Raw genomic sequence first — 22,427 nt, 5'->3', positions numbered from 1 at the left:
AAGATGGAAAAAACTCACGGTTTTCCTGAACAGGACCGCCGTAGATATTCCAAAAAAAGATTTTAGTGTCCTTCGGGCTGTGGCATCGCTTTGATGGACTTGAATAAGAACCAGCCCACGATACCGAATGTCAGAAGGGGCGATACCCAGAAGGGGATGGGGAATCCGAAACTGTCGAGAATCATGATTATGCCGAGGACCAGAATGGAGTACATTGCGCCGTTTTTTAAATAGCGGTAATTCTTGATCTTATCGACATTACGGAGGGTCATCTCTCTTACAACAAATGCCCCGAGTCCGTTTCCGATGATGATTAACGGTACTGCCATGGTAAATGCAAATGCGCCGATAACTCCATCGATCGAGAAGGTCGCATCGATCACCTCAAGATAAAAGATCTTGCTGATATCCGACATGTTACCGTGCAGCATCTTTCTCTCAGCTGCTTCTGCATTCTGGCGGAAACCGTGAACAATAAAAAATGCAGTCGAACCAATAACAGCGCCGAATGCAATCATCGGGCTTTTTTCTAAGGCAAACCAGACGATTGCTGCAAGCAGGATGGAGACTATCGCAAAGAACCAGACACCTTTTGTTGCAATGTAGCGCTCTCCCCGCAGGCCGAAATTTTTCTCTTCAAGAAACAGCCAGTGGAAGAAGAGGAATATTAAAAATACCCCGCCACCCATCAGGAGGATGGGTGCAGAATGCTCGATGGCTGCAATAACGACCGGGTCGGAAGAGAATGTGGCAGTCAGGGCACCGATCGGCCCGAGGGACGGTGTGGACAGCCAGACAATCAGCCATGGCAGCAGGCCGCGGATGGCAAAGACAGCAAAGATCAGGCCCCAGAGTAAAAACCATTTGCGGGCCCGCTCTCCCATGGTTGAGAGAACTTCGGCATTGATGATGGCATTATCGATGCTGGTGATCGTCTCGAACAGGCAGAGCCCGGCTATGATGAGAACGATAGAAAGGATATCCATGTGCTGGTATCGTATCTGTGCCCGGATCTTTTTAAGAATTGTGTTCAGCGTCGTGCCATGATCTGTCGGGGATTCCGGAGAGTGCGATTACGGAGCAGAAATAAATTTCCGGTACTCCGCGAGAAGGCCATCGGCATATTCTGCCATCTTTTTGGTTGGCACGTAATTGAATACCTTCACCCGTTTGAGAAGCTCTTCGGAGATCTGGGCAGTGTTATCAAGCCGGAGTTTTTTTACCTCATCAAAAACAAAATCAAGATGATCGATACCCGTCTCTTTCCCGTCAATCAGGATCCGTTTCGTTGTTATTTTGTCCGGGGGTATCCCCCCGCAGATCGAACAGTAATACCCATCCTTGTCATTGCCGGTCATACATTCACTCCTTGATCATCGTCAGGCTCATCTTGAATTTTGTGATGGCCGACAGGGCATGCGGGACATTAGCCGGAAAGATAATCGTGTCACCCACCTTCATCTGAAATGTCTGCCCCGCAACCCAGACTTCGCATTCCCCTTCAAGGATAGTAACCATCGCATCGAAGGGTGCGGTGTGTTCCGAGAGACCCTCGCTCTCATCAAACGAAAAGATGGTTATGTTCCCCGCTTTTCGCGAGATGATCATCCGGCTCGCGACAGCGCCGTCTGCGTAACTGACCAGATCTTTAAGCTGGATCACTTTTCCTTTGAGCTCTTCGCGTTTCTTATCCGGCTTGTCTTCGTGCTTTGGGGGTTCGTACTCGACCATGGGAAATCAGCTGGTTGATAGTATACGACAGGGTCTTTTTAAAATATCCGGTTATTCATTCCCCATCCCCCCGTATCCAATCGTATACCAATTGCCGGAAATCTCCACGGGAAGCGAAGACAGGTAAATCAAACGGGGAATATTCCAAGTATACCGTCCGACCCCCTCTTTCAATCCTGTGAAGCGATTGTTAAAAATAGAGAACTATTAAAAAGGAATCTTAATCTTCATTCACGGATCATCGTGAGCATCATCTTGAACGGTTTTTTGGCAAATACCGCGTGCGGTTTATTCGCCGGAAGAATGATCAGTTCACCTGTATGCACAGTGAAGGGTGCACCGGCAATCTGTACCTCTGCTTCTCCCTCAGTAACCTGGAGTATGGCATCGTACGGGGCAGTGTGCTCTGACAATCCTTCACCCTCATCGAAAGAGAAGATGGTAAGTGTCCCCGCTTGCCTGAATACGATCATCCGGCTCGCAACAGTTCCCGTCTGGTACGCGATCAGATCATTGATAGCAAGTACTTTTTCCTTGAGTTCTTCCCGTTCTGAGTCTTTCATAAAATCATTCTCCTGTGTTCTGGAGATATTAATGTGATCTTAAAGTTTCTCTCATTCATGCCCCGAAAGGGTGATGATATTCACCGGGCAGAGATTCACCGCTTCACGTGCACACGCAACCTGATCTTCCGGAATAATTCCCTCAGCACGATCGTTACAGAACCTGAACGCTTCTGCGATCTGCGAGAACGAATCACAGGGATTCTGCTCGAAGAGATCCGGGCAGGTGTTCCAGCACGCCCCGCAACTCACACACTCCACACGATCGATGGTCACATTCATACGGTTTTGCCCGTTCCTCTTTTCGTTGTCGGAACCTTAAAGGATTTCCCGCACTGCCGGTATAATTTTTTAAGAACGGGAACCCGGGTGATTTCCTGCTCCTCGCAGGGATTCCTGAATTGATGCCCTGATCCCGGATCCGGATCAGATTATCGTAAGAAAAATCCAGTACACCGTAATCTGGAGGATCGTGAGAGGGATACCCACTTTTGCAAACTCAATAAAGGAGATCGTCTTACCCTGCTTCTCGGCATTCTGGATAATGATCACATTACTTGCAGCGCCAAGGATCGTTAAGTTTCCGGCAATGGTGCTCCCGGCCGCTAGCGCCATGAGCTGGGCAGTTGTGCCACCACCGGCCTGGAGGATCATAGGCTGGAAGAGCGCGACAAAGGGAACGTTGGAGATAAACTGGCTGATCAGCACGCTGGTTCCCAGGATCATCGGCACTGAGGAGACCATGCTCCCGTCGACAAATGACTGGAAAAACCCGGTCTGCCAGACACTCTCCATCAGGACAAACATCGCTGCAAAGAAAACGAGCGTAGCCCAGTCAATATGACGGAGCACGTCCCATCGCTGGCTGGAGAGGAGGAGGACGGGGACCGCGGCAGCGAGAGCGATCAGGGGCAGGGTGACCATCATCCGGGCTCCCAGCAGGGATCCAAGAATATTTGCCGCTACAAGCAGGACGATGATTCCCAGAGAAGACCTGACCGGCAGGGTCACTCTCCGGTCACAGGGATGGGGAGGATCGCAGGTAATTGGCCGGTTAGTGAACTCCCCCGGATATAACAGGCGCAGGAGCCCAAATGCGATCAGGAGATTGATGAGTGTCGGTATGAGAAGCCATGACCCGAATGTCATAAATGCGTCAGTCATCCCGCTGTCCTGTGCAATCAGCAGGTTCTGGGGGTTGCCGATCGGGCTCATGACACTGCCGGTCGTGATAGCAACTGCGAGCGTGATAAGGAGCAGCGTGGGTGAGAGCTTAAACCGGGTGGCAAGCGTCAGAACAAGGGGAGTAGCGATAATCGCAAGCGTGTCATTCATCAGGAGTGCAGACAGCAATCCTATGCCAAACAGGATGATAAGCACCAGCTGGTCGGGATTTTTGGCATGAGAGAAAAACCGGTGAGCGATATAGGCAAGATACCCGCTCTCCGTGAGTGCCTCCCCGACAACAAACATTCCGAATAAAAAGAGCATCACATCGGTGTTTATCGCACGCAGTGCATCAGAAGGTGCGATCTGTCCGGATACCAGGACCGCCAGTGCTCCCCCGAGCATGATCTGCCAGATCTTTAAGTTGAACCTGCCTACCTGCCTGACTGCGATCAGGAGGAAGACTGCCACCAATACAATGACTGCGATATACGTAGATGAATGTCAATCATACCGGAAGATGAGCATTCCCATCCATCCAGATGATCGAATTATTGTATTGGGAACACGGGGTTTGTTCATACATTTTCCCGGCATGCAATGCAGCATACTGACCACTTTTTCTTATTTTTTAGGCTCTGTTGAAATCCTTAAGGGAAAGAAGGAGTCGCTCTTGGGGGCTACAGCACATCGTGCTTTCGCCCCCGCCGCTCGGGCATCCCCCAATATTGCGATAACCCTCAGAAGGTTGATGAGAATTTTTTAAAATGGGGTCAAGGGGATGCTCCCCTTCGGGGGTCGCTTGGCCACCTCGTTTTGGTCCTCGCTGGGCAGATCGAATAGGATAACAAGTTCCTGAACCGCCGCGGGGCGCCCTTTGAGGTCGGCGGCACAATCCTATTGGGGTTTGGGGCGGAGCCCCATTATCTTAATTGATCGGCCAATCCAATTTTCTTGAGAAATACCCTCTTCGGAAATGCTGAAATTCCAGATATTCATATCTGCCCCCACATATTTTGTCACACCCGAATAAAACCAAAATTCTCCCGGGGAACAGGGACACGGTCATCGATCAGGAAATGCGCCATACACACGATGGAGAAAAGATAGGTTTATCGTTTTTCAACAGACCAATGAAGAAGAATTCCACTCTCAATCCGGTGGGTTTCGATGAGGGTAAGCCGGCAAAATTCAGATTCCTGGATGAATCCTTCGCCATCAGCAAACGTGGGAGCGTCTTTTCCCCCGATGATGATGTTGCCGATAAATGTGTAGATCTCATTGACCAGCCCGGCACGGATCAGCCCGGCTATCAGGGTTCCGCCACCTTCGACCATGACCCGCTGGATACCCAGTTCACCCAGCTTGTCCATCAGGGTGACCAGATCGACTGCATCGTCCCCGGCAATAATCACGGTGGCATATTCCTGCAGTGCGGCAATCTTCCGGGGGTCCGCCTGACGGGAGACTGCAACAATCCGTTTTCCGGTCCCTTTGTGTAAGACAGATGCTGTAAGCGGGATCCGAGCGGTACTATCGACGACAATACGGGCCGGGTGCTCATCCACACCACGGTGCACTCTGTGGGATCGGCATTCCTCGCCTTTTACCGTAAGAGAGGGATCATCGGCAAGCACCGTGCCGATCCCGACCATGACGGCATCAGCACCCGCCTTGAGCTGGTCAACGCGTTGGAAATCCTGTGCGCCGGAAATCTTTACCTGCCGACGTTCCCGGGTGGAAATTTTACCATCAGCACTCATTGCTACATTGACGACGACATAGGGTCGCATGAATTATCGTTGGTTGCACTGCCAATTATATACCCCTCATGCAAAGTGAATGTTCAAATAACAAGAAATTCAATTGTCCACAGAAGATATGGCTGAAAAAGTGAACCGGACATTCCTGCATACGATATCGCGGATAGATATTGTCCGATTCTGCGTTATCACATCACTTGCCATCTGTTGTACCATCATAACAGCCCTCTCATTCTCCCGTTCAATTGATTTCATCAATTACCAGCTCTTCTTTATTCCCATTATTTATGCTGCCTGTTTTTATCCAAAACGCGGACTGCTGGTTGCGTTTACCTGCAGCATTGTATACCAGGCAGTCGGCTATTATTACCATTATCCCAATTATGGGGCACTCATCACCGTTACTGCTGAAGCAATTCTCTTCATCCTTATTGCCTACCTGATTGCATACTTTATTGAAAAAATCCGGGATGGGGAAAAACGATACCGGTTGGTATTTGAACACTCGCAACTGGGTTTTGTTCTTTTCAGTCACGCGGATTACACCATCCGACAGACAAATACCCGGTTTCTGGCAATGGTGGACTATACCAAGGAAGAGATTATCGGCAAGCCTTTTTCTTCACTATGCCTTACACCGAGAGAGAGAGAGCGATTTCTGGAGAGAATAACCAAGTATGATACTACGGATAATTTTGAGATACGTCTCGCAACCAGATCCGGAGCGGGCTGCTGGATGAATCTCTCATGGAATACTATTGACACAACCACCATCAGCTGCACTGCGGTGAATATCAATGGCCGCAAAATTGCCGAGAAACTGAATAATGACCATATGATAAAATATCGCCAGTTAACCGAGAATTCTCCCAATGGGATTCTCCTTATACAGGACGGATTCATAAGATTTTCCAATCCGTCATTTTCTGTTTTTTCCGGTTACAGCAAAAATGATCTTGCCGGAAAAAACCTGACGGAGTGTGTTGATTCACGGGACCGGGATGCATTTATGGAATTTGCAAAACACTGGTCAGAAAACAAACATATTCCCGGAGAGACAGATATCCGGTTTGTTACCAAAACCGGGGAAGTGAGGATTGGTGCACTCACCGCAAATCCGATAATTCATTTTGAAAAACCGGCAACGATGATTAATATTGTCGACATCACCGAAAGGCAGCGTCTTTCTGATAAAATTCAAAAGGATAACGAGAGAAGGCGGGGCGTCATCATCACCGTTGCCCATGAACTGCGCACACCCCTCCAGCCGATTCTGGGTTATCTCAACCTCCTCATCTCCGATCCAGAGGGATTCGGGATTGTTGAAGATACAAAAAAGATCCTTGAACGCTGTCTTGCCAGTGTTGATCGTGAACGCCAGATCATCAACCAGATGCTCGAACTTTCTGTACTTGAAAGCGGCAAACTCCAGTTGAGTTATTCAACCTTCCCCTTAGAACCACTCGTGAAAAACATTCTGGATACCTGCGGATACCTCTCAAAAGCAGAAGTGACCATCGATATCCCTGAATCCGTAACACTGACTGCCGACAGGAACCGCATCTACAGCGTGATTGACTCCCTGCTCTCAAACGCGGTGAGTTATTCCAAACCCCCGCGTAAAATCAAGATTTTTTACCGTTCAGAAACCGGTGACTCACAACATCATATTTCCGTCCAGGATAACGGGATCGGCATTGAACCTGGTGCGTTCTCATCGATCTTTGAACCGTTCCAGCTTGCGGATGCAGAAAAATTATCCCGCCGGTATGAAAGAATCGGCCTGTCGCTTTCTGTAGCAAAAAAGGTGGCTCTTATGCATAACGGAGATATTTCAGTGGAAAGTGCAGTGAACCAAGGTAGTACATTCACCATACACATTCCCAAGGAGATAAAAAATGCCTCATAAAATCATGCTCATTGAAGATGATCTGCCCATACTCGATATGATGGAGATCCTTCTTAGGAAAATCGGCTATGAACCTGTTCTCGTTCCCGATGTGCTCGATGCGCTCAGGCAGGTAAAAGAGGATCCGCCTTCGCTCATCCTGCTTGACATTATGATGACTCCCATGAACGGCTGGGAATTTTTAGAAAAACTCCGGGGAGAATATGGTATGCGGGATATACCGGTGCTGCTTTTTACCGCCGCACCCGCCGTTGAGGAGAAGATCGCAGAACTGCATGATACACGGTTGGGTGTGCTTCAGAAACCGGTCTCCATCATTGAGCTTAAAGCGGGTATTGAAAGATTCTTGGGAAAATAACAGCCTTTTTTCTATTCTTCAAATGCAACATGGGTCAGGAACACCTCACCCTCGCCATGCATCCGGGGATACTCAGGGTGTGAAAGCCCATAGTGTGAAAAGAATTTGTAGTGAGGACAGCTGACAAAGTGATCGTTATTTTTCGGGGGAGCAGGGATGGAACGGATAAAGACAGGGGCTGAGGCACACACCTGCTGATGATCATCTTGTTTCTCTCCCACCCGGAAAAAGAGCTGCCGGTACTTCAACAGCAATCCATAGTTTATGGATGAGGATGCAGCAATGATCTTCTCGAGCCTGCGCAGCGGAAATGTCCGGAGACAGACAGCGCTGATTTCGGTCTCTGAGCGGTACAGGTGGATATCTGACAGCCCATAGGTCTCCTGCAGGGTAGCAAGTTCAAGGACAATGTTGTGCAGGCTCCGCCGTGGGGGGTAGACGAAAAACGGGATCTGCCGGTCGATACCCGGAACAGCATTGACCAGAAATGTGGCATAGGAGAAAGAAGGTTGTGGCTTTGACCTGACCCCCAGTCGGTGGCAAAGCCAGGATATAATACGGCAGCCTCGAAGAGGTCTTTCATCTCCCCCTCGCGGGATTGCTCCCGTTTGGGGGATCAAAGGGGTAAGAGGATCTACCCGTGGAATATATTTAAGAATTTGCTCAACGGGTTGTTCCAGTTGCGAAGCGCTGAGCACGGTGCAGAGATATCCGGTCTTTGAATTGATCGTTCCCGGGACCCGGAGAATCCTGCGGGTATCGGCGGTGATTTTTGGATCTATATTGATATCTTCATCTGAAATACCGGCAATGATCTCCCTGCGCACTGCCTTTGCCTGATCTTCCCGGGCAAGGGGGTTGGGATCATCGTACCGGTGGGGATCACTACAGACAACATGGAAACCCTTGCTGCCGGAAAATGCGATGTACTTAACGGGCAGTTTTTTCTTTGCACAGAATGCGAGCAGATCCTGCGTGTCCCATCGGGCAGACTCAAGATTTTCAAAGGAAAACGGGGAGCGGTCGATGTCGAACACGATGTCAGAGGAGAGGAAAATATTTGCCGAGAGGGGCGTCTTCTCGCGTCTGCCGATCTGTTCCGGAGAGAGCCAGCAGCTGGTTGAATAATACACATCGGACGGACGGTAGCGGACCAGCCATTGCTGCAGAGTCACGCTGTCGCGGATCCGGTCCTGCACTTTTAAAAAAGTTCCCCGGGGGAGAAGAATGCGGAAGTGGCGGTGGGACAGATCGGTAATTGCTGACAGATCGGGAGTATGCTGCTGGTAAAAAGAACGGATGGGATCTGACATGGCACAATATTATCTGAGGAGCTGCTCGTAGTTCTGGCTTTTGAGATAATCCAAAAATCCTTTTTTCGCTTTTAACGACATGCCAGAACAGGCTTCTGCAGAGAATTGTTCGAGTTCGAGTTTCATCTGGTAAGGATCGGATAAGGCCGTGATCTTTGAACGGTAGTTCCTCTTCACCCAAGCCGCAATCCGGGTATAGCCGGGATGCTGCTGGCGGGCACCACAGCGGAAGGTAATACCGTCTTGGAAGAAGGCGCGTTTGTCTGCCCTGATGATTGGCTTTTCAGGCTCTGGTCGATATCTTTTCCAGTTTTGTTGAGTCCTTTTTCAAGATCTTTCATGGATTGATCAAGGCCGGATTTCCTGACGTCACCTTCAACCTGCTTCATCGCCTTATTCAGGTCATCGAATAATCCCATGGTACCTCCATCTCCTGTGCAGTCAGGTACCATGGGATTATCCCCTCAGTATAAAAAAGAATCTTATAGGACGAGGCAACGATCACCCGACAATATTCCTGTATGCCATTACGCCAATTCATGAATTTCTTACAGGTGCATGGTTCATTTACCGTCTCGGGTAGCCCATTTTTTTAAGAATGCCGGCGATCTCATCGAGGATCTGGGGGTCATCGATGGTAGCCGGTACCGTGTACGGGATCCCGTCAGCAATCTTTTTTATCGTGCCCCGCAGGATCTTTCCCGACCGGGTCTTGGGAAGACGTTTTACAACTGCAGCAGATTTAAACGATGCAATGGGGCCGATTTTCTGCCGCACGAGCGCAATAAGTTCGGGTTCGATACGCTCCTGAGTTCTGTCTGAACCGGCTTTTAAGACAACAAACCCCAGCGGCACTTCACCCTTGACCGGATCATGGACCGCGGAGACCGCACACTCGGCAACATCCGGGTGCGATGCAAGCACCTCTTCCATTGCTCCGGTAGAGAGCCGGTGTCCGGCAACATTGATGATATCATCGGTCCGGCCCATGATCCAGAGATACCCGTCATCATCCATGAACCCGGCATCCGATGTCAGGTAATACCCGGGATATGCCGAGAAGTAGGTCTTGACAAAATCGGTATCGTTGTTCCAGAGAGTGGTGAAACAACCGGGGGGGAGCGGCAATTTTACCACGACATTTCCGGTTTCTCCAACAGGGGTGTTCCTGCCCGAAGCATCAAGAACGGAAATAGCATAACCCGGCACCGGTTTGGTGCATGAACCGGGTTTAACAGGAAGCATCTCAAGGCCAACGCAGTTTGCACCGATCGCCCAGCCGGTCTCGGTCTGCCACCAGTGATCGATGACCGGCACCTTAAGTTGTGCCCCGGCCCAGAGCAGTGTATCGGGATCACACCGTTCACCAGCTAAAAACAGCATTCTGAACCGTGACAGGTCGTACTTTTTTATGTACACGCCATCGGGATCTTCCTTCCTTATCGCGCGAAACGCTGTCGGTGCACAGAACAACACGGATACGCCGTGTTCGGCAATAACCCGCCAGAAGGCTCCGGGATCAGGTGTGCCAACCGATTTTCCTTCATAGAGGATGGTAGTACACCCGAAAAACAGCGGCCCGTAGACAATATACGAGTGGCCGACAACCCAGCCAATGTCCGATGCAGCCCAGTACACTTCTCCGGGCCGGACCCCGTAAATATTCTCCATGCTCCAGGTAAGTGCAACAAGATGCCCCCCGTTATCTCTCAGCACACCTTTGGGTTTTCCGGTAGTGCCCGAGGTATAGAGCAGGTAGAGAGGATCGGTGGAACTCACGGGCACACAGGCAGCGGGTTCAGCCTCCAGGAGGGTCTCCCATAACAAATCTCTTGCCGGTACAAGATCAACCGGCGCCTCTTTGCGCTGCACCAGAATACATTTTGAGGGTTTGTGGGTGCATTGCGCGAGAGCTGCATCGAGCAGGGGTTTGTAGGGAATTATGCGGTTGACTTCGATGCCACACGAGGCAGACACGATGACACGCGGTTTTGCATCTTCGATCCGGGTAGCAAGCTCGCGGGAGGCAAAACCCCCAAAGACCACGGAGTGGATGGCTCCTATCCGGGCGCATGCCAGCATTGCAATTACTGCCTCAGGAATCATAGGCATATAGATAACAACCCGGTCCCCTTTCTCAACGCCAAGCGCCTGTAAGCCACCAGCACAGCGTGCCACGAGATCCCGCAGATCGCCGTAAGTAAATTTTTTTACGGTTTTTGTTACCGGGCTGTCGTAGATCAATGCGATCCGATCTTTGTGTCCCTGCTCAACATGATAATCAAGGGCATTATAACACGAATTCAGCATGCCCCCTTCAAACCACCGGTAAAATGGCGGATTATCGCTGGTGAGAACCTTATCATAATTCCGGTACCACTTGACCTTTGTTGCCGCAGCACCCCAGAATTTTTCCGGATAGGTTACCGATTCATGGAATGCCTGTTCATACTCCCCGCTCATGCACCACACCACCACGCCGTATGTACAAAAGAATTGGGAGCGAAGAACTTATTTTTTCCCATTGGTGCACCAGATTGGATTTATTGTGGTGCAGAAATAAGAGAAATAATTAAAATGTGGTGCAGAGTGCCTCCTTTGTCGACGGAGAGATCAAAAACAACACCAATAAAAGAGGGATTAAAACCGGATTTGAACAGGTAAATTATCACCGGTCTGGCTTTTTAAAGAGAAGGGGATAGATTTCTTCGACTTTATCATCGGATGCAAAAATGATCAGTGCATCTCCTGCAGTAATCTCCTGGGAATCCTCGGGATCAAAAACGGTCTTCTCGCCGTGCCGGAACCCGAAATCTGCAATGCCGAAACGATTCCTGATATCCAGATCGGCTATGATCTTTCCGTCAGAGTAAGAACCGGGTTCAACAAGAAGGGTATGTATCCGGAGGGAATGCAGCAGGGTATCTATGCTGGATTTTGTTGCACCGTTCTCCGGATTCTTGATAAATTTTGCATACCCCCATTTCTGAAGGCGGGAAACAATCTTCTGTATCTCGGTCTCGGGCAGATGATATTTCCGCAGCGCCCGGGTAAAGATCTCCCGTGCAGCCTCGAATTCTTCGGATACCACCTCATCTGCACCGATATCGAGAAGCTTCTGCGTATGCCGGATATGACGTATCCGGGCCACGATATGGATATGGGGCGAAAGCTGCCGGGCCAGGTGGACGATACGAGGTATTGCTTCCTCCTCCGATACTACAACAACGAGCGCCCGTGCATTGTATATTCCCGCATGTTCGAGCACTTCGCGCTGGGCTGCATCCCCGAAAATGAAATGGGGATGACGGGACGTTTTCTCTTTCCGGATAATTTCCGGGTTCAGCTCGATCACCATATAAGGAATCCCGGTGATCTCGGCAGCCCGTGCAACGCTTTTACCGGTTGCACCATACCCGGCAATGATCATATGGCCGGAGAGGAATCTCCCGGTACTGGCATCCGTCTCCGCGTGCCCGGGCCGTAATGCCCGTTTTGGGCTAATCCGGTAAAACAGTTCGACAATTCGCGGGGAGGCGTTCATCGTAAAAGGGGTCAGCGCCATGGTGATGATCGCCCCGGCAAGAAAAAGCTGGTAGAGTCCGTCAGTGATGAGATGGGAATCAAGACCGGTCTTTGCGAGCACAAAGGAAAACTCCCCTATCTGGCAGAGTGCAAGCCCGGTAAAGATGCAGACCCGGGCGGGCAGGCCAAGGACTGCGGCTGAAAAAACCCCCGTCAGGATCTTGACGGACAGGATGATGATGACGATAAGGATGATCCAGTTAAGATCCGCAAAGACGGTACGGGTATTAAGGAGCATGCCAATAGAGAGGAAAAATATTGCTGCAAAGACATCCCGGAACGGGATGATGTGGCTGAGTGCATCAATATTGTAATCAGATTCCCCGATAATCAGGCCAGCCACAAAAGCCCCCAGCGTGACCGAGAGGCCGGCCTCGTTCGTCAGCCACCCGATAACCAGGCAGGTGCCGGCTATGGTAATGAAGAACAGCTCGCGGTTCTTCTGGCGGGCAACCCGGTACAGGAAAGCTGGGATGATCCATTTGGCAAGGATAATGATGACGAGAAGGAGCCCGGCAACTTTTCCAATCTGGTAAGGGAGCCGGTCCAGGTCAGGACCGCTGCTGCCCACCAGGAGTGGTGTTATGAGGATCATCGGGATGATTGCCAGGTCCTGGAAGATGAGGATCCCAAGGAGTGTCCTGCCCTGGAGCGTATCCACTTCCCCGCGTTCCTGCAGGATCTTCATCACAATTGCTGTACTGGAAAGGGATACAATGAACCCAAAGACAAGCGCTTCATTGAACGGGAGCTTGAAATACGAGGTGACAAGGGTGATTGCGACGATGGTTGTTGTTACCTGGAGCAGCCCGCCAATGATGACCGTCCGCCATGAACGCAGGAGCTTTTCGAACGAGAACTCAAGGCCGATTGTAAAGAGCAGAAGGATGATCCCAATCTCGCCAAAGGTCTCGATAGCAGACTGGTCGGTGATGAGGCCAAACCCAAACGGCCCGAGCAGCATCCCGATGATAAGGAATGAAACAATACTCGGGAGCCGGAAGTGATTGCCGATATACAGGAGCACGATGGACAGGATGACGACGATGACCGCGGCAAGCATCAGGTTCATAGAGTCCTCCGGGAAATCATGGTAATTGAGATAATTGTTTAATCCGATTTGAGATAATAGATTGTTTTTGAAAAACAAAAACAATAAAAGAAGTGCCCCAGGCCTGATTTGAACAGGCGACAACTAGATCTTCAGTCTAGCGCTCTCCCAAGCTGAGCTACTAGGGCAGGAGTACAAATGTTGTCGCTTGTGACTAATAAATGATCCGGTCATTTGCCCTGATAATGGGCATGACCGCTCTTTTTTATACGCTGCGATGACAGTATTAACAGATGTCACTCCCGGGTAACGGTGGCGGTGGCGAGAACAGCGGCCTGGTGAATGCACTAAAAAGCCGCACCGCACATGTCGTCCACCTCACGCACAATGATCTCGATGCCGTGGGAGCGGATGCGATTCACCGGATGAAATTTGGCACCGAAGGTGTATTCACCATCTGGAGTTCGGTGGGAAAATTTGCCACGCTCTTTGCACTCGTTGCCTCCTGCGAGGGAAAAGGTGACCTGCTCTCGATCTCGGATCTCGGGTATCACCGTGAGATTGAAGCGATTTCCCGTAAGGCTACAGCTAACGGCTGGAAGATAGAGTGGCGGGATCACCACCGGTGGCGGGATGACGAGATCAAAAAAGTCGAGCGCACCGTTGCGCTGCTCCACATCGATACCTCTGTCTGCGGGACCGGTATCGTTGCCCGCGATCTCGCCTCCGAAAACCCGGTTGCTGTCGAAGTTGCCCGGGTTGTCTGCGATTATGATCTCTGGAAACATGCAGATCCCCGTTCAGCAGTACTCGGGCAGGTACTCCAGCGAAAGAAGAACCGCGAACATGTCCGCAACTGCCTTATTTCCGGGATCTTTTCCGATACCCTGATCGAACAGGAATACGCAGAGATCAAGGCTGATATGGATGCAATGATGCAGCGCAGCCTGAACCACACGACCATCCTCGGGAAAAAATACCGGATTGCTTTTGCGCCCCTGTATGGCTACCCGAGCGAGACCGCCCATTTCATCCGTACCACGAAGAAGACCGATATTGAAGTGATCATCGGAAAAGACGGCAAGTTCTCGGTGCGCTCAGTACCCCCGATAAGCCACATTATCGCCCGCGAATTTGGCGGGGGCGGGCACCCGAACGCAGCGGGGGGTTCATTCAATTTTTCCGTGGTTGAGCGGTTCACCTGGTGGCTGTTCAAGAAGAGCCGGCATTTCGAAGAGTTCGTAAAAGCGGCAGAATCCCAATAAAATAATTTTTCCTGCCCGGATGATCACAACACGGGATTGTTCTTACTTCAACCATCCTATGATTTTTTAACTTCCATGATCGTACAACCATTCACCATGAAAAAGATCAACCTCATCATCGGGTGCCTCTGCATTCTGGTGTTTTTGGTAATGCCGGCACAGGCATTTACGTTAAAGACACTCACCATCACCCTTGCCCAGAACGGGAATGCGGCAATCGATATGCAGTATGATCTGTCCCTGTTTGAACAGAGTGCGGTATTTTTCAGGATCACCGATCCGGCTGCTGAACTCAAATCCGCATTCGAGGGACATGCAAAAGAACCGGTTACGGTAACAAAAGCAACAAGTTCTTCAGCGGTGGTGATTGTCCCCTCATTTGCCACGGTTACCAGCGAGAAGGGAAAAACAGGAATGGAAACGCCCGCCGTGTCATTTGAACGTGCACAAAAAATTCTCAACACGTACTGGTTTGCACCACTCATTTCGCCGGATTTCTCACCCGCGACAACTACCATAATTTTCCCCGACGGATATCGGGAAACCTGGAACGATCAGATCAGTATCCCGTCCGTTTCTCACCAGATAGGTCAGAACTGATCCGGATCTCCCTTTTTCGCAAGCCTTTTTACTCAGCGGGTATATACCGCGGCATCAACAAGGTTTTTCCAGTATTCTTCGCTCTTATCCAGACAATAACCCCCGACAGTTACCTGATCCGGATCGACATGGGAAAGGGTGAGTTTTATCGCGTCTGCATCCGCGTCCACAATATGGATCTTCCGCAGGTCATACTCATTCATGAGATCAAAAACCGTTTCCAGCTGCTTTGGGCGCACCGCAATCTGCCGCTGGTGTTCCATAAGGCACTCCAGACTTTTGCGATCCGCATCCGGCTGGAAGAAGAATACTTTCTGCTGTGCAAGTGCCCTGATCTCCATCTCATCTGCCTTGTCGCAGATCAGCACGTGCCCTGCGACACCAATGTCCCGCATTGCCCGCATAAGCGTGCAGTATGCATCAGTAAGCGCATCGCTCCACTCTTCATCATCGCCATAGTATCCATCGGTAAGCCCAAGCACATGAGGCGCCGGCAGCGCACACCAGCAGTTGCGCTTCTGCACTACGATGCCCGCCGCATCTTCGATGAGCGCTTCAGGATTCACCGCGATCTCATCAACTGCACGCCCCTCAGTCACACCAAGAAGGGACGCCCGGATCCGGTCGGCACAGAACTTCCCTCCGGCGCAGGGATGCACGATCCCGGCCTCCAGTTGCAGCGCAAGCGACTGGTACAGCTGGTACGTGGTCAGATCGGCCAGGGTGCCGCGGTGCTCCGCGATCCATTCAGAAAGTTGGGCAACATCCGGAGTACCGGGTTCGGCCCCGAACGCCCGCGTGGTGAGTTTGTGCAGCTTGGCCATGGTCATATCTTATTACGGTTCACAATCAAAAAATGTAGTCATGACACCGCCACCGCTGCTGGTCACGTGCGGGCTGCCGTACACAAACGGCCCCTGCCATCTCGGACACCTGCGAACGTACGTTCCCGCTGACGCGTACGTCCGCTATATGCGGCGGATGGGAGAAGAAGTTGTATTCGTCTGCGGTTCGGACAATCATGGGACACCCATCGTAGTCTCTGCTGAAGAGACCGGCATCACCCCGCGGGCCATGTCCGAGCGCTACCATGCGCACTTCAACGAGACGTTCAAGCGGATGAACGTGATGTTCGATCATTTCGGCATGACGGACAATCCCGCAAACCACCACCGCACGCAGGCCATCATGGCCGAACTCGGGAAGAACGGGTACATCTACAAGCAGATCGTGCACCAGGCCTACTGCACAAAGTGCAAACGGTTCCTCCCGGACCGGTATGTCGAGGGCACCTGCCCCCACTGCGGCAAGCCGGCACGCGGGGATGAGTGCGACCAGGGGTGCGGCAAGCACCTGGAACCCGGCGAGATCAAGGATCCGGTCTGCAAGGTCTGCGGGACGAAAGCGGAGTTCCGCGACCAGGAACATTATTTCTTCAAGCTCTCGGAGTTCAAGGAGTTCCTGCTCCCGTACCTTGACACCCTGCGGGGCACGAGCAATGCGAAGAACTATGCAATCGGCTGGATAAAAGACGAACTCCACGACTGGTGCATCACCCGGACGCTCGAATGGGGCGTGAAGTTCCCGGGCCGCGACGATCTCGTGGTCTATGTATGGGTCGATGCTCCCGTGGGCTACATCGCGTTTACCGAAGAATGGGCCAAAAAGACCGGCAACGACTGGAAACGGTTCTGGTGCGGGGAGAACCGGGTCACGCATTTCATTGGCGGCGATATCATCTACCACCACTGTATCTTCTGGCCGGCGCTCCTCAAAGGAGCCGGCTACGGGGTTCCGCACGCGATTGTGGCAAGCGGGATGGTCAAAGTAGATGACCACAAGTTCTCGAAATCCCGGGGCTACGTGGTCTGGACGAATGACGATTACCTTGACAAGGGCCTGCCCGCCGATTACCTGCGCTACTACCTGCTCGCGTACACGAGCCACACCAAGGAACTGAACTTCTCGTGGAAGATTTTTGCCGAACGGATCAACAATGAAGTGGTCAATATCTTCGGTAACTTCGTGTACCGCACGCTCTACTTCGCCCAGAAGGAGTGGGAGGGCATTCCCGGAGGTGTTGTTGACCCGGCGATCACCGCGGAGATCGAAAAGTGCCTTGCAACCGTCAATGGATACATGCAGGAGTACGAGTTCAAGGGTGCTGTCGATGCGATCATGACGCTTGCGGCGTTCGGCAACACCTACATCCAGACAAACGCCCCGTGGAAACTCATCAAGACCGACAGGGCTGCCGCTGCACAGGTCATCAAAAACTGCATCCAGATAACAAAAGCCCTCGCCTTGCTCCTCGAACCCGTGATGCCCGCGACTGCGCAGGAATGCTGGAAGCAGCTGGGTTACACCGATCAGGTAGCGAATCACCCTATCCGCGAAGCAACGCACCCGGTACCGGAAGGGAGCATCAAAGCCCCCACCCCGCTCTTTGTAAAGATGGAAGAGGATCAGGTCAAAGAACTCGATGCCCTGCTCCAGAAACGGGTTGCAGAAGCAAACAAGAAGACGGAGAAGATACCCATGGTTACATTCGAGGAATTCCAGAAACTGGATATCAGGACCGGCAAGGTTCTGTCCGCAGAGCCGGTACCGAAATCGAACAAACTCTTAAAATTGCAGGTCGATATCGGGAGCGAGACCCGGCAGATCGTTGCCGGTATGCAGCAGTTCTACAAGCCCGAAGAACTGGTGGGAAAGGATGTGGTGGTCGTGACCAACCTTGCTCCGGCAAAGATCTTTGGCGTGGAGAGCAACGGCATGGTGCTCGCGGCGGGAGATGCCGCGTCCCTGCTCGTACCGTTCCGGCCGGTGGAACCGGGCAGTAAGATCCGGTAATTTTTTTTTATTGTCTTGGCCGATCATTGGACACAATCAATTTTTTTTGTAACCCTTCACGGGTCGAAAAGATTTTTGTCCGCTATTGTCCGCAATATGTCCGCTATTAATCTCCCTGTTCCCCTTCAAATTTTCAGCGGTTTTGATTTTTCTTTGAATTTCACTCGTTTTCTGGGTCGCAGGTATTTGGCTGCAATGTCCGAATATGTCCGAATTACCCATTAGGTTATTCGGTAATATCTTGCCTTATTTACTCAAACAGGCGGAAATTTTCAGCCGGATTGCTAACCTTATCAGTGCCCGGAATTTTCAAAGAAATGTCCGAAATGGATCATTTAGCAGATAGACGGTACTCTTGGTCTTTCCTTCTTTCAGGACAATATGCAGAGTTTCCATTTCTGAAAGATCCCGCTGAGCGGTCTTTTGCGTGCAGGCAAATTGTTTTGCATACTCAGCTGAGGTGATCCCCGGGTGCTGCCTTAGATATACGAGTGCCTGTTTTTGCCGGTCGTTGATCAAATTCGGCTCTTCCATGAAGCGGTTGATGCTTGACCGGGTGAAGGTTACGGAGAATGAATCATCCTGTTCCCTGAACTCCGGATCGGGAAGGGTTTGTTCACGGCATGCCTTTACCATGTGAATGGTTCCGGATCCCCATTGTTCAATGAATCCTGCGAGGAAAAGCAGATCAGCAACAGCGGTATTTCTCGGAAGAGAAAGATGATCAATCTTTAACGATTCTACGGTCAGGACATTCGGGAGTTTTCCCGGGTTCCATACCTGAAGTTGTCCGGTAAATATCCGGATCTGGGCATGTGCAACGGACCGGTAATCCCGGTGGCAGAGCGCGTTGATAACGGATTCCCGCACGGCTTCCGGAGGATAGTCCCAGTGTTCCTCCCGCCGTGTTTTTCCGGGAACGACCCTTGCAGATTTCCGGATTACCGACAGGATAAAATTGACCGTATCATCAATCTGGCGCATAAGCGGTCCGCCGATCACTTTCATGCTGATGCAGGGGCTCGTAACATTGGTCCCGCTGAAATGGCCGCAGCGGATTTCAGCCTGATGTATGAACTGCTGGGGGTCTTTTCCGAATAACAGGATCGCGGTGTTAGTAGGCACTCCATTTTTGAGCAGATGAAGTTTTTTGAGAATGCTGGAAACGGATGCGCTTGCGTCGGCATCATGGCGGCGTTCGTCTTTTGCCTTTGCAAGAAAATCGTAAACAATGGCAGCATCGATATCATCAATGGTTGCACCGGGGCAAATCTCCCGATCCCAAGGGGGCTGGTTGATGGTGAGGATCATCCGCTTGATTTCGTCGGGTGGCATGACCCGGTTCTCGGTTCCTGTCCGCATGTATGCGATAGCATCAAGATAGTACGGTTTGCCAATTCCCTCCAGCACCGTGACAACGATGAGGTGTTTTCCCCCTTCTTCAATGACGCGGATATCCGGTGTGATCTCCGGTTTTATCCGGGAGGCGATTTGCTGGGAGAGTCTGCGGAGCGAGTGGTCGGCAGGATCTACGCCAACTATTGCCCCGGTGTTGGTCCTGCCAAACGAGATGACGCCGCCATGATGGTTGAGGAAACCGCATACGGATTTGAGCGCGGGCTCGATGAGGGAGAGGGATTTTTTGAATTCCAGTGTGTCGGATTCGTGGAGGGTCATGATCGAAAGGCTTCAGAACTTTGTACTGAGTTAGGGTTCTCTTCCTTTTTCTGGTTGTTGCTCTTATGGGGGGTGAGACCTGTGGGATTACTGGAAAAACGGGCGTGAAATTATCCCCCTCATTTTTCCTTTGTCGGAGATACCGGAGAGATGGGGGTCTGGGTCCTGAGCGAAAATAAGCCCTGTTCGGGCTCCTTTTCGCTCTCTGATATCCGGGCTGGTGCCCAAAAACGCTGAAAATTCGTTCTTTTTTGTTCCTGTGGAAACGAAAGCATTATCGTGCCCTGTTTGCCAAAATATGGCTGGAAAGCACCCCTCCTATCAGGCACCAATGCCCCTTAAATTGATGTGATTTTCGTCACTTGGTTTACCCCATCCGGACCCCGGAAAGGCTGCCGGAATGCGAATATGAGGGTTGTTTTTCCGGTATGCCTACTTCTGGAAAAAAAGTCCGGTAACAATGGTGTTTTTCAACACTATTGGATACCTTTGGGAATGATATAGTAAAAACCCGGAGTCCGGACATCTTCAAAACATGATCCCGGTGCCCGGGAGATGATCTATTCTGAGCCCTATACGGGCTCAGATTGCCATTTTCCGGACCCGGTTTTCAGTTTTTTTGAAAGGGGTGTCCACCGCTACAAAAAATACGGTTTAAAATGGTTATTTCCCCAAAATAACCGATTTAATCGTGATTTGATCCTGCAATTTAGCGGGCTTCTGTTGCTCACTTTTTTTAACACATATTTCAGGGGGTTTTTCAGCAGAAACGGTCTGCAAATACCCTTGGTTGCAGTCTATCGCAATCACGTCGGAGAAATGGGTTTTTAGGCAGAGTTTGCCCGGGTTTTTTGGCAGTCACGAAAGATTTAATTTTGTGGGGAGAAGTGCGTACCCGGATTTTCCAGAAGAAATTCACATGAAGCCAGAAGGACTTATACCAGAGCAATGAAAATTTTGCTCCCCTCAATCAATTTCCATTTGTCTTTTCCATCGTTCGCAGATTTCAAAATTTTTATGACAAATACCGGCGCAAAAAAAACAGGTCCAGAAAAAATTCTTAACAAAATCTACCCGTAAAAATTATCCGGTAAAATAATTTCCCCAGCGAAAAAACGGTACATAAAAAATCCATGCACGAAAATTTTCGGCCAAAAAATTCCGGACAACTGTTCCCGCACAAAAAATCCCGCCGCATTATCCCGGAATCGGTCCTGAACGCTCCCTACCGATCCCATCCATTTTATCTCTCCATCCGCTCTATTGCTCAAATGCGATAGCATGAAAACAATTGTGCAACAGTACGAAGAGAAGACAAACAGCCCTCAGCAGGTTATGGAACGGATGAAAAGCGGCGATACCATCGTCTATGGCATGAGTATTGCGCAGCCCCCGGCACTTCTCGCAGCCCTTGCAGAACGGGCACGGAGCGGGGATATCAGGGATCTCAAAGTCTATACGTTCCTCCCCCGTGAACACGCTACAAAAACCGTCCTTTCCCCGGACCTGTGCGACTGCATTGAGAACTATTCCTGGTTTGTCGGGGCAGCGGATCGCGATTCGGTAAAAGTCGGTCTCAATTATCATGTTCCCTCCTACTTGCACCAGATTCCCCAGATCGTGTCCGAGTATATGGATACGGATATCGCGATGGCCACCGTCTCTCCCATGGACAACGCAGGATTCTTTAGCCTGGGCACGGCGAACGATTATTTTTCAACCGCAGCCCGGCACTGCAAACGGCTCTTTGTCGAAGTGAACCGTAATATGCCGAGGGTCTTTGGCGATTCCCTCATCCATATCTCGGAAGTGGATGCTGTGGTAGAGAACCATGTCCCGCTCATGGAGCTCCGCATCGCGGATGCAAAACCTGAAGATGAGATCATCGGGCCGGCGATAGCGGCAATGGTACCGGACGGCGCCACCATCCAGCTGGGCATCGGGAACCTTCCGAATGCTGTTGCACGGTACCTTCTGGATCATAGGGATATTGGGATTCATACGGAGATGCTGACGGAGGGAATGATCAATCTCATCGAGGCGGGAGTGGCAAATGGCAGGAAAAAGAACATCCACCCGCGAAAACATGTCTATACCACGGCCGCAGGAACGAAGCGGATGTACGACTTCATGAACGACAATCCCAGTATGGAAAGTTACGCCGCCTCCTATGTCTGTTCACCGGCCGTGATCGCACAGAACGAGAATATGATCTCTATCAATTCGGTTCTCGAAGTGGACCTGCTTGGGCAGGCAAATGCGGAATATCTCGAGGGGGCAACATTCTCAGGAACCGGAGGCCAGCTGGATTTTGTCCGCGGTGCATTCGCGTCACGCGGGGGAAAATCATTTCTTGCATTTTATTCCACGGCAAAAACCGGCACCATCTCCCGGGTCGTGCCGCGCCTTGCTTCCGGATCGGTTATCACGACTCCAAGGGCCGATACCCATTACCTTGCAACCGAGTATGGGATCGTCAACCTGAAAGGGAAATCAACACGGGAGCGGGCACTTGCGATCATCTCACTTGCTCACCCGAAGTTCAGGGACGAGCTGATGAGACAGGCCGAGGACATGTACCTGATCTGACCG

The 22,427-nt window shown here is 51.0% G+C and carries 20 protein-coding genes and 1 tRNA gene; 6 read left to right on the top strand and 15 right to left on the bottom strand.

What is annotated here, in order from left to right; genetic code table 11:
- Positions 1–62 precede the first annotated feature (62 nt).
- The 7 genes from WC593_00385 to WC593_00355 all read right to left on the bottom strand — a co-directional run bounded on the left by WC593_00385 (position 63) and on the right by WC593_00355 (position 5,254).
- A complete protein-coding gene (locus tag WC593_00385) occupies positions 63–986 on the bottom strand; it encodes a DUF475 domain-containing protein (GenBank protein MFA4823591.1) in 924 nt (307 codons plus the stop codon).
- 87 nt (positions 987–1,073) lie between these two features.
- Positions 1,074–1,358, bottom strand: coding sequence for an NAC family transcription factor (locus tag WC593_00380; GenBank protein ID MFA4823590.1), 285 nt, complete (start codon positions 1,356–1,358; stop codon positions 1,074–1,076).
- 4 nt (positions 1,359–1,362) lie between these two features.
- Complete coding sequence (locus WC593_00375) at positions 1,363–1,731, bottom strand: cupin domain-containing protein (protein ID MFA4823589.1); 369 nt, start codon at positions 1,729–1,731, stop codon at positions 1,363–1,365.
- Between the two features lie 227 nt (positions 1,732–1,958).
- A complete protein-coding gene (locus WC593_00370) occupies positions 1,959–2,294 on the bottom strand; it encodes a cupin domain-containing protein (GenBank protein ID MFA4823588.1) in 336 nt (111 codons plus the stop codon).
- Between the two features lie 51 nt (positions 2,295–2,345).
- Complete coding sequence (locus WC593_00365; GenBank protein MFA4823587.1) at positions 2,346–2,576, bottom strand: ferredoxin; 231 nt, start codon at positions 2,574–2,576, stop codon at positions 2,346–2,348.
- Between the two features lie 144 nt (positions 2,577–2,720).
- Positions 2,721–3,932 carry an anion transporter gene (locus WC593_00360; GenBank protein ID MFA4823586.1) on the bottom strand — a complete coding sequence of 404 codons (1,212 nt, stop codon included), beginning with the start codon at positions 3,930–3,932 and terminating at the stop codon, positions 2,721–2,723.
- A gap of 641 nt (positions 3,933–4,573) precedes the next feature.
- Positions 4,574–5,254: a 2,5-diamino-6-(ribosylamino)-4(3H)-pyrimidinone 5'-phosphate reductase gene (locus WC593_00355; protein MFA4823585.1), complete on the bottom strand. Its 681-nt coding sequence runs from the start codon at positions 5,252–5,254 to the stop codon at positions 4,574–4,576.
- A gap of 88 nt (positions 5,255–5,342) precedes the next feature.
- Between WC593_00355 and WC593_00350 the strand changes: the two genes are divergently transcribed.
- Both WC593_00350 and WC593_00345 read left to right on the top strand, forming a co-directional pair.
- Positions 5,343–7,133, top strand: coding sequence for a PAS domain-containing sensor histidine kinase (locus WC593_00350; GenBank protein MFA4823584.1), 1,791 nt, complete (start codon positions 5,343–5,345; stop codon positions 7,131–7,133).
- Positions 7,123–7,491 carry a response regulator gene (locus WC593_00345; protein MFA4823583.1) on the top strand — a complete coding sequence of 123 codons (369 nt, stop codon included), beginning with the start codon at positions 7,123–7,125 and terminating at the stop codon, positions 7,489–7,491. Before WC593_00350 ends, WC593_00345 begins: the two co-directional genes overlap by 11 nt.
- 11 nt (positions 7,492–7,502) lie before the next feature.
- Here the strand turns inward: WC593_00345 and WC593_00340 are convergent, their stop codons facing one another.
- From WC593_00340 to WC593_00315, 6 genes are all read right to left on the bottom strand, one after another.
- Positions 7,503–8,804: a hypothetical protein gene (locus tag WC593_00340; GenBank protein MFA4823582.1), complete on the bottom strand. Its 1,302-nt coding sequence runs from the start codon at positions 8,802–8,804 to the stop codon at positions 7,503–7,505.
- Positions 8,805–8,813: 9 nt separating this feature from the next.
- The gene (locus WC593_00335; protein MFA4823581.1) at positions 8,814–8,981 is read right to left on the bottom strand and encodes a hypothetical protein; all 168 of its coding nucleotides are present in this window, start codon (positions 8,979–8,981) and stop codon (positions 8,814–8,816) included.
- Entirely contained in the window at positions 8,978–9,256 is a 279-nt protein-coding gene (locus WC593_00330; GenBank protein MFA4823580.1) for a hypothetical protein, read from the bottom strand. Before WC593_00330 ends, WC593_00335 begins: the two co-directional genes overlap by 4 nt.
- A 115-nt stretch (positions 9,257–9,371) precedes the next feature.
- Complete coding sequence (locus WC593_00325; GenBank protein ID MFA4823579.1) at positions 9,372–11,267, bottom strand: propionyl-CoA synthetase; 1,896 nt, start codon at positions 11,265–11,267, stop codon at positions 9,372–9,374.
- 205 nt (positions 11,268–11,472) lie between these two features.
- Positions 11,473–13,461 (bottom strand): cation:proton antiporter, encoded by a 1,989-nt coding sequence (locus WC593_00320; GenBank protein ID MFA4823578.1) that lies wholly within the window; start codon positions 13,459–13,461, stop codon positions 11,473–11,475.
- A 93-nt stretch (positions 13,462–13,554) separates the two neighbouring features.
- Positions 13,555–13,628, bottom strand: a tRNA-Phe gene (locus WC593_00315).
- A gap of 105 nt (positions 13,629–13,733) precedes the next feature.
- Between WC593_00315 and WC593_00310 the strand changes: the two genes are divergently transcribed.
- Together WC593_00310 and WC593_00305 are read left to right on the top strand one after the other, a co-directional pair.
- Positions 13,734–14,705 carry a phosphoesterase gene (locus WC593_00310; protein MFA4823577.1) on the top strand — a complete coding sequence of 324 codons (972 nt, stop codon included), beginning with the start codon at positions 13,734–13,736 and terminating at the stop codon, positions 14,703–14,705.
- Between the two features lie 75 nt (positions 14,706–14,780).
- On the top strand, positions 14,781–15,305 hold the full coding sequence (locus tag WC593_00305; protein MFA4823576.1) for a hypothetical protein: 525 nt from the start codon (positions 14,781–14,783) through the stop codon (positions 15,303–15,305).
- Positions 15,306–15,337: 32 nt separating this feature from the next.
- Here WC593_00305 and WC593_00300 read toward each other — a convergent pair whose 3' ends face one another.
- Positions 15,338–16,129, bottom strand: a complete 792-nt coding sequence (locus tag WC593_00300) for a hypothetical protein (GenBank protein MFA4823575.1) — start codon at positions 16,127–16,129, stop codon at positions 15,338–15,340.
- 40 nt (positions 16,130–16,169) lie between these two features.
- Here WC593_00300 and metG point away from each other — a divergent pair, with 40 nt between their 5' ends.
- Positions 16,170–18,158 (top strand): methionine--tRNA ligase, encoded by a 1,989-nt coding sequence (gene metG, locus WC593_00295; protein ID MFA4823574.1) that lies wholly within the window; start codon positions 16,170–16,172, stop codon positions 18,156–18,158.
- Positions 18,159–18,467: 309 nt separating this feature from the next.
- Here metG and WC593_00290 read toward each other — a convergent pair whose 3' ends face one another.
- Positions 18,468–19,835, bottom strand: coding sequence for an ATP-binding protein (locus tag WC593_00290; GenBank protein MFA4823573.1), 1,368 nt, complete (start codon positions 19,833–19,835; stop codon positions 18,468–18,470).
- A gap of 1,281 nt (positions 19,836–21,116) precedes the next feature.
- On the opposite strand from WC593_00290, the gene WC593_00285 reads away from it, so the two are divergent.
- Positions 21,117–22,424 (top strand): acetyl-CoA hydrolase/transferase C-terminal domain-containing protein, encoded by a 1,308-nt coding sequence (locus WC593_00285; GenBank protein ID MFA4823572.1) that lies wholly within the window; start codon positions 21,117–21,119, stop codon positions 22,422–22,424.
- The last annotated feature ends 3 nt before the right edge of the window (positions 22,425–22,427 follow it).

The organism is Methanoregula sp. (assembly GCA_041645435.1).
GTDB lineage: Archaea > Halobacteriota > Methanomicrobia > Methanomicrobiales > Methanospirillaceae > Methanoregula.
This window is presented reverse-complemented; position numbering and strand designations above follow the sequence as displayed.